This is a genomic window from Sphingopyxis sp. FD7, assembly GCF_003609835.1.
GTDB lineage: Bacteria > Pseudomonadota > Alphaproteobacteria > Sphingomonadales > Sphingomonadaceae > Sphingopyxis.
Map to the genome: position 1 here is coordinate 1,816,714 of NZ_AP017898.1, position 13,145 is coordinate 1,829,858.

Here is a 13,145-nt window from a genome sequence, read left to right on the forward strand (position 1 = left end):
GGCGTCGCTGTCAGCCGGTCAGAAAGAGAAACCGGCCGAGACCTTTACCGTACGCGGCGGATTGCCGCCAACGCCGATCCCCGAAATCTCGCGATAGATGGTGGGGCTGGACGGCGTGCGCGTGTTGTCCGCCGGATTATTGTTGTAATCGACATAGTTGCGGTCGTTGAACAGGTTGATGATGTCGAGCCGCAGGCGCAGCCGCGATTCGTCGCTGATAAAGCGGAACGGGATATATTTGATGATCGCCAGATCGAACTGGCGCAGGCCCCAGCGGTCGCCATTACCCTTCGCCTCGTTTGAAATGACCGTGCGCGATGGAGTGACACCCCCGGTATTCACGAACGCCTTGAGATAGGGCGGCGACGCCAGAGTAAACTTGCCCGACAGCGTCACCCCGATCGGCAGGTCCACCGAACCCGCGGCGACGAAGCGATGCTTGCGCACCCCGGCCGACCGCGCGAAATTATAATCTTCGACCGACGGGAAATCGAGGCTGAAGACCTCGCCAAAGTTCCGGTTTTCCTCGGCTTCGGTGTAGGTGTAGGTCGCCGCCAGGCTCCACGGCGAGGCCGCGGTATAGTTTTTCACCAGCTTGAGATATCCCGTGTCGGCGCGCGTTTCGAGCCCGTTGGTGCCGATGATGATCGACCCGAAACCCGGCGGCGCAAAGCCGAAGGGCGAACTGGGCGCCGAGGGTGCCGGCGGGAAGAAGCTGCCGTCGGGGCGCCGGTTGCCGAGCAGATAGGCAAAGCCGTCCTTGCTCTCGACATGGCTGTAACCGACTTCGGCCTCGAAAAGCGGCGTCACGCGGGCGCGCAGCCCCAGGCTGAACTGGTCCGAATAGGGAACTTTCAGCTTGTTGGTGATGAACCGCAGCTCGCGCCCGCCGCCCGGCCCGGCCTGCGCCAGGAGTTGCTGTCGGCCGGCCTCGGTCAGATAGACGGGATCCCAGGCAACGCAGGTCGGCCCCGGCGCGCAGGTGTTATAGGGATCGCCCGTGTTGAAGTTGAAGGTGCGCGTCGCGAACGAACCGACGCTGATTTCCTGCTGGAGGAAATCGAACTGGTTGCGGTCATAGGAGCGGCCGAACCCGCCGAAAAGCACGAAACGCGCGTCTTCGTCGAGTTCATAGCTGAAACCGATCCGCGGCTGCCAGGCGCCCTTGAACGCCTTGCGCTCCGACCCCGTCGAAATGAAATCGTTGATGTCGTAATCGGCGTTGACCAGATTGGGGTAATTGGCGGGTGAAGCGGCGTTCACCGCATCGGCGGGGTGGACGAAGTCGAGATAGGACGGCGTCCGCTCATAATCCCAGCGCAGGCCGAGATTGAGCGTCAACCGGTCCGTCACCTCCCAATCGTCCTGAAGATAGATGCCGAACTGCCAGTTATCCGAGCTGACGATCGGGCTGCCGTTACCGGTTTGCGCACCGAACTGGAGGCGATAGGGAATCTCGTCGTTGAAGCTGCCGCCGTTCGGATTGAAAGCGGTGTTGTAGGTGTAAACAGGATTGAAATTGTTGAGCTGGAGCGTGTTCAGCTCGACCCATTTCGACTTCACACCGAACTTGATCGTGTGTCCCTCGAATCCCGTCCAGGTAAAGTCGTTCTGGATGCCCCAGCCCTTCTGCCCCTTGTCCTGATAGTTGGCGCCGCCCCCGATGCGCAGAATGTCGGCACGATCGATAACCGCGGGATTGCTCGCATTTGGCGCAGCATAGGCGAACAGGCTGCCATTGCCGAAGACGACGGGCGTCGGCGCCCAGCGCACATCTTCATAGGTGAGCTTCAGATCGTTGATCCAGTTGTCGGCGGTGTGTTCCCAGCGTGCCGTGCCGCGATATTCGATCACCTTCTGCGCGCTGATCGTGTCGCGCGCGTTGATCCCGCTGCTCAGAAACTCGCCGCTTTCGCGCCGGTGCCGTCCCGACAATTCGATCAGATCGCTCGAAGTCGGCTGAAAGCTCAGCTTGCCGAAATAGAGATCCTCGTTGAAGGTCGCGTTTGTCGGGCCGAAAACGCCCTGATACTCGGCCGGAAAATAGGACACCGGCAGGTTGAAACCGGGCGTGATGTCGCGCGGATTCTCCTGGCGCTTGCCTTCGTAGGTGACGAAGAAATGCAGCATGTCCTTGATGATGGGGCCGCCCAGCGCACCGCCGAACTGAAAATCCTTGGTCTTGACCTTGGTACCGGTGAGTTCGTTGGGGCGACGGTCGCGCAGACTCTGATCGGTATAATCGACAAAGGCTTCGCCATGGAACTCGTTGGTCCCCGACCGCGTCACCGCGGTGATCGCGACCGAGCTTACCTGATCGAACTCGGCCTTGTAGTTCGATGAAATAACACGATATTCCCCAACAGCGAGCTGCGGGAACGGGTTGCCCTGCGTCGAATCCTGGCCCGAAATGCCGTTCTTGAGCACGAAATCCTTTTGCCCGACGCCGTCGATGAAGACGTTCACCGTGCTGCTGTTCTGCGCGCCGCCCTGCAGGCGCGACTGGTCGTTGCCGCCGGTCACGAACTGCACACCGGGAGCAAGGTCGGCGAAGGCCAGGAAGTTGCGATTATTCTGCGGCAGCACCTCGATCTGGCGCTGGCTGATGTTGGTGCCGACCTCGCCGCCTTCCATCGAGCGAAGGCGCGTGCCGGTGACGATGATCGCGCCATCGTCGGCGGAAGCGATGTCGGGTTGCGAGAAATCGAAGTCGAGCACCGCGCTTTGCCCGACCGACAGCGTGAACTCATCGGTCCGGCGCACACCGCCCGGCGTGGTGAGTTCGAGGCGATAGGTGCCGACGGGAAGCGAGGCGATGTTATAGCTGCCGTTTTCGCCGACCGCGACGCTGCGCGTCAGGCCGGTGTCCACATTGATCGCGGTCACTTGCGTCACGCCGCCTTCGGCCTTGACCGTGCCGCGCAGCGAGGCGTTCGACACCTGGGCGTGGGCGGGCGCGGCGACAGCGACCGCCAGGGCGGCGGCCGCGCTGCTCCACGCCAGCGCCGCGGCGAGCGAGCGCGTCCGCGACCGGCGTGCAACCTTATTCCGAACATCATGCGAAAACGTCACAGCATCCTCCCTTTTTTGCCCCGACCTTTCCCGCCCTCGCCCTGCGCGCCGCCCGGCCTTGCCACCGGACCGCGACGAATCGCGGGAAACTCCTGTCGTCGTTTTTTTGATTTGTAACCGGTTTCACGATCACTGTATAGGGGGAAGCGACACAGGATGACGAAATCGGGGACCAGCCGGTTTTTGGCCGTTTTTGGCCAATCCGCGTGAGAATCTATAAAGCCGATAGACTGGGAAGGACGAATCATGCCGCCGATTTCGCGCAATCTGACAAGCGCCACGCTCGCCACCCTGCTGGTGGCCGGCTCGCTGGCCCCTGCCCCGCTGGCCGCCGCCCCCGCGGCGACCGCCAGCGACAAGGCGCCGGTCGATGCCGCGAGCTGGCAGCGCGCCGACCCCGCGATGGACCGCTTCATCGCCGATCTGATGGCGAAGATGACGCTCGACGAAAAGATCGGCCAGCTCACGCTGCTCACGAGCAACTGGGAGTCGACCGGCCCGACGATGCGCGACAGTTACAAGGAGGATATTCGCGCCGGGCGTGTCGGGGCGATCTTCAACGCCTATACCGCCAGATATACGCGCGAGCTGCAAGCGCTCGCGGTCGAGGGAACGCGGCTCAAAATCCCGCTGCTCTTCGGCTATGACGTCATCCACGGCCACCGCACCATCTTCCCCATCTCGCTTGGCGAAGCGGCAAGCTGGGATCTGCCCGCGATCGAAAAAGCGGCGCGAATCTCGGCGATCGAGGCGTCGGCGGAGGGCATTCACTGGACCTTCTCGCCGATGGTCGACATTGCGCGCGACCCGCGCTGGGGCCGCATTTCGGAAGGCGCCGGCGAGGATGTCTATCTGGGCAGCCAGATCGCAAAAGCGCGTGTGCGCGGTTATCAGGGCAGCGACCTGTCGCGTCCCGACACGATCCTCGCCACCGCCAAGCATTTCGCCGCCTATGGCGCGGCGCAGGCCGGGCGCGACTATCACACCGTCGATATTTCGGAGCGCACGATGCGCGACGTCTATCTGCCGCCCTTCAAGGCCGCCGCCGAGGCGGGGGCGGCCACCTTTATGACCGCCTTCAACGAATATGATGGCGTCCCCGCATCGGGCAGCCGCTATCTGCTGACCGACGTGCTGCGCAAGCAATGGGGGTTCAGGGGTTTTGTCGTAACCGATTACACGTCGATCAACGAAATGGTGCCGCACGGCTATGCCAGGGATTTGAAGCAGGCGGGCGAACAGGCGCTGAACGCCGGGGTCGACATGGACATGCAGGGCGCGGTGTTCATGGAAAATCTTGGCCGTTCGGTCGCCGAGGGCAAGGTCGATACCGCGCGCATCGACGCGGCGGTCAAGGCGATCCTCGAAATGAAATATCGCCTCGGCCTGTTCGACGACCCCTATCGCTATGCCGATGCGGCGCGCGAAAAGGCGACCATCTACAAACCCGAGTTCCTCGAGGCCGCCCGCGACGTCGCGCGCAAGTCGATCGTCCTCCTCAAGAACAAGGACAATGTCCTGCCGCTGGCCGCCACCGCAAAGTCCATCGCAGTGATCGGCCCCCTCGCCAACAGCAAGGAAGATATGATCGGCAGCTGGTCGGCCGCGGGCGACCGACGGACGCGGCCGGTAACCTTGCTCGAAGGGTTGCGGGCCGGCGCGCCCACCGGAACGACGATCGCCTATGCCAAAGGCGCAAGCTATCATTTCGACGATGCCGGCAAGACCGACGGCTTTGCCGAAGCGCGCGCGCTCGCCGCCAGGTCCGACGTCATCATCGCCGCGATGGGCGAACATTGGAATATGACCGGCGAGGCGGCAAGCCGCACCTCGCTCGACCTTCCGGGCAATCAACAGGCGCTGCTCGAAGAGCTCGAAAAGACCGGCAAGCCGATCATCCTCGTGCTGATGAGCGGGCGGCCGAACAGCATCGAATGGGCCGACGGCCACGTCGATGCGATCGTCCAGGCCTGGTATCCGGGCACGATGGGCGGGCATGCGGTCGCCGATGTGCTTTACGGACGATACAACCCGTCGGGGAAACTGCCGGTGACCTTTCCGCGCAATGTCGGACAGGTGCCGATCCATTACGACATGAAGAACACCGGCCGCCCGATCGAGCTCGGCGCACCGGGCGCCAAATATGTCTCGCGTTACCTCAACACGCCGAACACGCCGCTTTATCCCTTTGGCTATGGTCTCAGCTACACCAGCTTCACCTACTCGCCGGTCACGCTCGACAAGGCAAAGATCCGACCCGGCGAACCGCTGACCGCGAGCGTCACCGTTACCAACAGCGGCGCGCGCGATGGTGAGGAAGTGGTGCAGCTTTACGTCCGCGACCTCGTCGGATCGGTGACGCGCCCCGTCAAGGAGTTGAAGGGCTTTCAGAAGATCAGCCTGAAAAAGGGCGAGAAACGCACGGTCCGTTTCACGCTCACCGACGCCGACCTCGCTTTCACGCGCCAGGATATGAGCTGGGGCAGCGAGCCCGGCGCGTTCAGATTGTGGATCGGCCCCTCGTCCGCCGGAGGCTCCGAAGCCAGCTTCGAGCTGACCGAATAGGGGGCGGGCCGTGACGATCCGCATATCGCTCGCGCTCGCGCTGCCGCTGGCCTTTGTCGCCGCGGCGGGCGCGCAATCCCCTGCCCGGCCGAACATCGTCTTCATCATGTCGGACGACCACGCCTATCAGGCGATTTCGGCCTATGGCTCGGAGCTGTCAAAACTGGCGCCGACCCCGAACATCGACCGGATCGCCAAAAATGGCGCGATCTTTACCCAGAGCTTCGTCGGCAACTCGCTCTGCGGTCCCAGCCGCGCAACCTTGCTCACCGGGCGGCACAGCCATGCACACGGATTCCGGCAGAATGGCAACCAGTTCGACAACAGGGTCTGGGTCTGGCCGCGCGCATTGTCGCAGGCGGGCTACGCCACCGCGATGTTCGGCAAATGGCACCTCAACTATTCGCCCGAAGGCATCGGCTTCGACGACTGGAAGGTGCTCGACGATCAGGGCGAATATTATAACCCCGACATCATCACCCCCAGGGGGCGCAGCATCGTCGAGGGCTATGCGACCGACCTCACCACGCAATACAGCCTCGACTGGCTGAAGAACGGCCGCGACAAGTCGAAACCCTTCGCGATCCTGATCCACCACAAGGCGCCGCACCGCAACTTCATGCCCGCGCTGCGCCATGTGCAGAAATATCAGGGCGTGACCTTTCCCCTCCCCGCCAATTATTTCGACGATTATGCGGGTCGCAAGGCCGCGACGATGCAGGAAATGAATATCTACCGCGACATGTATGAGGGGCACGACCTCAAGATGACCGTCGCGAAGGGATCGGCGCAGCTTCGCTACAATCGCTGGCCCGGCGCCTTCGACCGGATGACGCACGCACAGCAGGCCGAATGGGACGCGCTTATGCAGGCGGACAATGACCGCATGAACGCTGCCAACCTTTCCGGCCGTGACCTCGCGATCTGGAAATATCAGCGTTACATGCAGCAATATCTGGGGACGATCGCCGCGGTCGACGAAGGCGTCGGCGCGGTTCTCGACTATCTGGAGGAAAGCGGCCTGGATCGGAATACGGTGGTCGTCTACACCTCCGACCAGGGATTTTACCTTGGCGAGCATGGCTGGTTCGACAAGCGGTTCATCTATGAAGAATCGATGCGCACGCCTTTCCTGATCCAGTATCCGGGGCATATCCGCTCCGGCACGCGTATTGCGGCGCCGATCCAGAATATCGATTATGCACCGACTTTCCTCGACTTTGCCGGGGTAAAGGGGGCGAAAACGATCCAGGGCCGCTCGATGACGCCGCTGCTGACCGGGCGCACGCCGCCCGATTGGCGCAAGGACGTCTATTATCATTATTATGAGTTTCCGGGTTTTCACGCGGTCCGCGCGCATTATGGCGTGCGCGGAGAGCGCTACAAGCTCGTGCGTTTCTATGGCGAAGACCTGGATGCGTGGGAGTTTTACGATCTGAAGGCCGACCCGAACGAGATGAACAATCGGATCGACGACCCGGCGATGACGGTACCGATCGCCGCGATGAAAAAGCGGCTCGTCGAACTCCGCCGCGAATATGGCGACACCAGCGGGCCCGCGGTGCGTTAGACCCTGTTTCAGTAAGATTGAAGCGCGAGACGAAGGCCTCGCCCGTGCTGACCGATCAGTTCGCTCCTTCGATCGTGAAGCGGCTGTTCGACAATATCAGTTCGTCGCCGCAATGGCTGCACGCCGCAACCATATGAAGGTCATGCCCGCACGGGCGATGGGTGAGCAAAACCGGCGGCCCGCGCTCGTCGGAGAACCATTTGTCGCCCCATTGCAGGAGCGCGAGCAATACGGGATAGAGATCGCGTCCCTTGGCCGTCAGCCGATATTCGACGCGGTCGGCGTGGCTCGAATAGGGCACGGTCTTCAATATCCCCTGCCGCACCAGGCGATCGAGGCGCCCCGTCAGGATGTTCGTCGCCATCAGCGTATCGCGCTGAATATCGTCGAAGCGGTTGATGCGCGTGAACATTGCGCGGACGACAAGCGTTGCCCAGCGGTCGCCGAACAGCTCGATCATCGTATCGACCAGCGGCCGCCCGCCGGGACGCCGCGCAACGACCGCGCCGTTGAAGCGACGGCGCTCGTATCGAGGGACGACCTGCGCCAGCCCTGGCCCTTCGCGCCAGTCGACATCGCGCGGATCGATTTCCGTGCGGCAGTGCGCGCACACCGGAACCGGCTCGGTGGCATGGCCGCAGCTCGCATGGTGAAGCCGGACCTGGAAATCGCGGCTGTCGGCTTCCCATTTATGCTGCCAGCGCAGCATCATCAAAGCGTTGGGAAACTGATCCCGGCCCTTTGGGGTCAGCACATAGTGGAAGCCGCGCCCGCCCTTTTTGGGCACTTTTGCAAGGCAATCCTCTTCGACAAGTTTCTTCAATCGTCCATTGACCACCGAGCGCGCGAGGCCCGTGCGACGGGCGAATTCGTCGAAGCCATGCGTGCCTAGAAACGCCTGTTCCATCAGCAACAGCACCGGCACGTCGCCGACGACATCGAGCGCGCGCCAGATCGAGCAGGCTCTGATGGTGCGGTCGTGTTTCAATGGCTGCCCTCGCTGAATCGGTCACCCCGGCGACGGCCGGGATGACGTCATTAGGACAGGGCGGGCCGGAATTGAAACGATAAGCTCAAAACCGCCCGGTCAGCTGCACCGCGATCGTGCGCGGACGGTCGACAATGCCATTATAGGCGTTGCCCGCCCCTCTGGTGATCGTCGTCGCCAGCGGCATCGAGCTTGCGGTCTGCAATATCCGCTGATTGGTCAAGTTGCGACCGATCAGCGCGACCTCCCAGCGATCGTCGACCTCGGCCAGCGCCAGCCGCGCGCCGAGCTTCACATAACCGTCCTGATGCGTGCGTGGGTCGAGGTTTACCGCGGCAATATAGGAGGAAGAAAAGTCGGCGTTGACATTGAGCGCAACCTTGATGTCGCTCGTCACTGGCGTCGTATAATCGAGATTCAAATTGCCCGACCATTTGGGGCTCAATGCGTTGCGCTTGCCCGAATAGTCGCAAAAACCATTCGGTCCCGGCGTCTGAAGATAAAAGCATTGGCCGTCGGTGAAATTGGTGAACTTGAAGTCGAGATAGGCGACCGCGCCGCTGACCGTCAGCCCCGGAGCAAGCGCGGCGCGGAAATCCGCCTCGACGCCTTGCGTGCGCGCTTCGGCGGCATTGCGGACGTTGAAGTTCAGCGTGCCGTCGAAGATATTGACCTGAAGATCCTTGTAATCGGTGCGATAGAGCGAGACGTTGAACGCGACACTGCGCCCCTTGTATTTCAGCCCCGCCTCGAAATTGTCGGCGCTTTCGTCCTCGAAGATGAAGGCTCCCGGCCGCGCGACGGTCGTTGAGGTCGGGAGCGAGTTCGACCTGATGTCAAAGCCACCCGCCTTCGTGCCCCTGGCATAGGAGGCATAGAGCATCAGCTCGTCGGTCGCGTCATATTGGACGTTGACCATCGGGTTGAAACTGTCTTCGCTGATCTTGCCCGAAATGCTGTGTGCCTCGATATTGAGCGCGCGGAACACCGCCGCAACGACCGGCGCGGGCGCAGTGCTGAGCGGTCCCTGCACGATCGCCAGCCTGCGGCTACCACTTTTCTTTTCATGGTTGAACCGCGCGCCCGCGGTGATGCGCAGCTGGTCGGTTACCGACAATTCGCCTTGCGCAAAGGCCGAAATCAGGTCCGATTTCTGTGTATAGGCGCGATCGTTGCTGGTGTCGCCCAGCGCGCTGAACGGTGCTCCGAGCGCGAGGAAGGTCGGATTGAACAGGGTGAAATCCTGCACGTCGAGCTTGGCGTGCTGGTAATAGACCCCCGCGATATAGTTGAACGCTTCGGCGCCCGGCGATGTCAACCGCAACTCCTGGCTGAACTGGCGGTAATCCTCGCGCAAATTGGTGCCGTCGAGGAAGCTGATGCCCGAAAAATCGACATCGACAATCTCGCGCGTCTTGTAATCGAGCAGCGACGAAACCGAGGTCAGCGTGTGATCGCCTAGTTCGAGATCGGCATTCAATGTCGCGCCGAACACCTTGTTCTTGCTTTCATATCCATTGTCCTCGCGGATGAAATCGGGATCGGTGCTGACAAAGAAGGGGCCCTGGAAAACGGCGTTGTAATTGCCGACCGCGCCGAACACGTCGCGCGGCTGGCCCTTCATCTCGAAATCGGCATATTCGAGCTTCAGCTCGGCGGCGAAGGGCCCGCCCTTGTCGAACTCCAGCTTGCCGCGGACATAATATTCATCGACATTCGGCTCGTCGCGGTCGAGCTCCTGATTATGGAAATAACCGTCCATCGAACGGTGATAACCGACGACGCGCGCTTCGACCCCGTCGCTCAGCGGCCCCGAAAGCACTCCGGTCAGCTGCAATTCCTTGTGGTTGAACTCATAGAGACCGCTCACCGAGCCTTCGAGCGCGTCGGTCGGGCTGCGTGTCGTGATATTGACCGCCCCCGCGATAGCATTCTTGCCAAACAAGGTCGGCTGCGGCCCGCGCAGCACCTCAACGCGCTCCATGTCGACAAGCGGCAGGCGCGACAGCTGGTCGCGCCCGTAATAGACGCCGTCGACGAACATCGCGACCGACTGTTCAAAGCCCTTGTTGTCGCCCGACGCGATGCCGCGGATCGCGATGCGGTTGGCGATCGCGGTCTGGGTGATTTTCAGATTCGGGACCGACGAGGAGATTTGTTCGAGGTTGGTCTGTCCGTAATTTTCGACCTGCTTGCCACTGACCGCCGAGATCGAGATCGGCACGTCCGACAGACCCTCAGCACGCTTTTGCGCGGTGACGATGATTTCCTCGAGCCCCCCCTGCTCGTCGGCAGCGGGCGCCTGCTGGGCAAAAACAGCAACCGGGCTGACAAGCGCGGATGCGGCACACAGCGCCACCAAATGCGTTTTCATAGACACTCTCCCTCCCAAGATCGTCGGTTGGCTCCGCGACGTTTTCTGGCCTTGCGACTCATACCGGCTTTAAGTATCGTTATGCAAGTGAGATAATTTGGGAGAGCATGATAGTGCCGAACCACGGCCTTCCACCCGCCATGACGCGCAATCTGCGGCTGCCCGCGATCGCGGCGCCGATGTTTCTCGTGTCGGGACCGGAGATGGTGATCGCGGCGTCGCGCGCCGGGGTGATCGGCAGCTTCCCGGCCCCCAATGCGCGCACCTCGGCCGATCTGGAGGATTGGGTGGGCCGGATCGACGCGGCGCTGTCGAACGATCCCGACGCCGCGCCATGGGCGGTCAACCTGGTCGTCCATCCGTCGAACAGCCGCCTGCCCGAAGACCTTGCCTGTGTCGTGCGTCACAAGGTGCCGCTGGTCATCACCGCGCTGGGCAGCCCGGCGCGGGTCGTCGAGGACATCCACTCCTACGGCGGACTGGTCTTCGCCGACGTCAATTCGGTCGGCTTTGCGCGCAAGGCCGCCGCTGCCGGGGTCGACGGTCTCGTCCTCGTCGCCGCGGGTGCCGGCGGCCACACCGGCGCAACCGCTGGCTTCGCCTTTGTCGAGGAGGTGCGGCAGTTCTGGGACGGACCGCTGGTGCTGGGCGGCGCGATCTCGACCGGCCATGCGGTGCGCGCCGCAGAGATTCTCGGCGCCGACCTGGCCTATCTGGGCACCGCGCTGATCGCCTGCGCCGAGAGCATGGCCGTACCGGGATACAAGGACATGATCGTTGCGGCGGGCGCCGAAGACATCATGCCGTCGAGGGGCATTACCGGAGTGACCGCCAACTGGCTGAAACCCAGCCTGATAGCCGCTGGATACGACCCTGCGAACATGCCCGAGGACAAACGCCCGAACTTTTCCGACGCGCAGGACGACGCCAAGGCATGGAAGAACGTCTGGTCCGCCGGCCAGGGCGTCGGCGCGGTGCGCGCGGTCGAACCCGTCGCCGCAATCGTCGACCGCCTCGTTTCCGAATATGATGCCGCCGCCGCAAGGCCACGCTTTGCCGCCGCCGAAGGAGCCCTCGCATGACCGCCGAGCTTGTCGAGACGATCGCATCGACGATCCAGCCGAACGACCATCCCTATATGCAGGGCGCGTGGCGACCCACTTATAATGAATGGAACGCGATCTTCGCCAATGGCGATGCCGAGGTGATCGGCAATATCCCGACCGATATCGACGGCGTCTATGTCCGCACCGGCGAGAACCAGATCCACGAACCGATCGGCCGTTATCACCCCTTCGATGGCGACGGCTTCATCCACGCCATCAGCTTCAAGAATGGGCGCGCCAGCTATCGCAGCCGCTTCGTGCGGACCAAGGGGTTCGAGGCCGAAAAGGAAGCGGGCCGCTCGCTCTGGGCCGGCCTCATGGAGCCGCCGCACAAGTCGACGCGCCCCGGCTGGGGCGCGCAGGAGTGGCTCAAGGATTCATCGTCGACCGACGTGGCGATCCATGCGGGCAAGATCATCTCGACCTTCTACCAGTGCGGCGAGGCCTATCGGCTCGACCCCTTCACCCTCGAACAGTTCGGCACCGAAAGCTGGGTGCCGCTCGACGGCATTTCGGCGCATTGCAAGGTCGACCTGGCCACCGGCGAACTCATGTTTTTCAATTACTCGAAGCACGCGCCCTATATGCATTATGGCGTCGTCGGCGCGGACAACAGGCTGAAGCATTATATCCCCGTGCCGCTCGCCGGCCCGCGGCTGCCGCACGACATGGCCTTCACCGAAAATTACACGATCCTCAACGACATGCCGCTCTATTGGAACGAAGAGCTGCTGAAAAAGAACCTGCACGTCGTGCAGTTCCATCCCGACCAGAAGACGCGCTTTGCGATCATCCCGCGGCACGGACAGCCTGAGGATATTCGCTGGTTCGAGGCCGAACCGACCTACACGCTCCACTGGCTCAACGCCTGGGAAGAAGGCGACGAGATCGTCCTCGACGGCTATTATCAGGAAGAGCCGATGCCGAAATCCTATCCGAATGCGCCCGAAGGGCTCGAGCGGATGATGGCCTATCTCGATCAGGGGCTGCTCAAGCCGCGCCTTCACCGCTGGCGGTTCAACCTCGAGACCGGCGAAACGAAGGAAGAGCGGCTCGACGATCGCGATCTCGAGTTCGGGATGTTCAACCATCGCTATGCGGGCAAGCCCTATCGCTATGCCTATAGCGCGATCCCGGAGCCCGGCTGGTTCCTGTTCCGCGGCCTTGTCAAACACGATCTCGTGAACCGCACGAGCGAGGACTATGAATTCGGACCCGGCCGCTTCGGCAGCGAGGCGCCCTTTGCGCCGCGGATTAACGCCAAGGACGAGGACGACGGCTATCTCGTCTCCTTCATCGCCGACCTCGAAACCGACACCTCTGAATGCGTGCTGATCGACGCCAAAAATATCGCGGCGGGACCGGTGTGCCGGATCATCCTGCCCGAACGCATATGTTCGGGAACGCACAGCATCTGGGCGAGCGGCGACGACATCGGCATGGGCGAAAACAGCGTGCTGGCCGCCTGAG

At 62.3% G+C, this 13,145-nt stretch carries 8 protein-coding genes; 4 read left to right on the plus strand and 4 right to left on the minus strand.

The window, feature by feature from the left end; all coding sequences use genetic code 11:
• Positions 1-18 precede the first annotated feature (18 nt).
• Positions 19-3,072, minus strand: coding sequence for a TonB-dependent receptor (locus SPYCA_RS08515; RefSeq protein ID WP_120219794.1), 3,054 nt, complete (start codon positions 3,070-3,072; stop codon positions 19-21).
• Positions 3,069-3,320: a hypothetical protein gene (locus SPYCA_RS19010; RefSeq protein WP_146625107.1), complete on the minus strand. Its 252-nt coding sequence runs from the start codon at positions 3,318-3,320 to the stop codon at positions 3,069-3,071. The genes SPYCA_RS08515 and SPYCA_RS19010 overlap by 4 nt, the downstream gene beginning before the upstream one ends.
• Between SPYCA_RS19010 and bglX the strand changes: the two genes are divergently transcribed.
• Positions 3,319-5,637 (plus strand): beta-glucosidase BglX, encoded by a 2,319-nt coding sequence (gene bglX / locus SPYCA_RS08520; RefSeq protein WP_120219795.1) that lies wholly within the window; start codon positions 3,319-3,321, stop codon positions 5,635-5,637. The genes SPYCA_RS19010 and bglX overlap by 2 nt on opposite strands.
• A 10-nt stretch (positions 5,638-5,647) precedes the next feature.
• Positions 5,648-7,207: a sulfatase family protein gene (locus SPYCA_RS08525; protein ID WP_232003611.1), complete on the plus strand. Its 1,560-nt coding sequence runs from the start codon at positions 5,648-5,650 to the stop codon at positions 7,205-7,207.
• Between the two features lie 55 nt (positions 7,208-7,262).
• Here the strand turns inward: SPYCA_RS08525 and SPYCA_RS08530 are convergent, their stop codons facing one another.
• Entirely contained in the window at positions 7,263-8,195 is a 933-nt protein-coding gene (locus SPYCA_RS08530) for a winged helix-turn-helix transcriptional regulator (RefSeq protein ID WP_120219796.1), read from the minus strand.
• An 85-nt stretch (positions 8,196-8,280) separates the two neighbouring features.
• The gene (locus SPYCA_RS08535) at positions 8,281-10,569 is read right to left on the minus strand and encodes a TonB-dependent receptor (protein ID WP_232003613.1); all 2,289 of its coding nucleotides are present in this window, start codon (positions 10,567-10,569) and stop codon (positions 8,281-8,283) included.
• A gap of 140 nt (positions 10,570-10,709) precedes the next feature.
• On the opposite strand from SPYCA_RS08535, the gene SPYCA_RS08540 reads away from it, so the two are divergent.
• Positions 10,710-11,651: an NAD(P)H-dependent flavin oxidoreductase gene (locus SPYCA_RS08540; RefSeq protein WP_232003615.1), complete on the plus strand. Its 942-nt coding sequence runs from the start codon at positions 10,710-10,712 to the stop codon at positions 11,649-11,651.
• Complete coding sequence (locus SPYCA_RS08545) at positions 11,648-13,144, plus strand: carotenoid oxygenase family protein (protein ID WP_120219799.1); 1,497 nt, start codon at positions 11,648-11,650, stop codon at positions 13,142-13,144. The genes SPYCA_RS08540 and SPYCA_RS08545 overlap by 4 nt, the downstream gene beginning before the upstream one ends.
• Position 13,145: the final 1 nt, after the last annotated feature.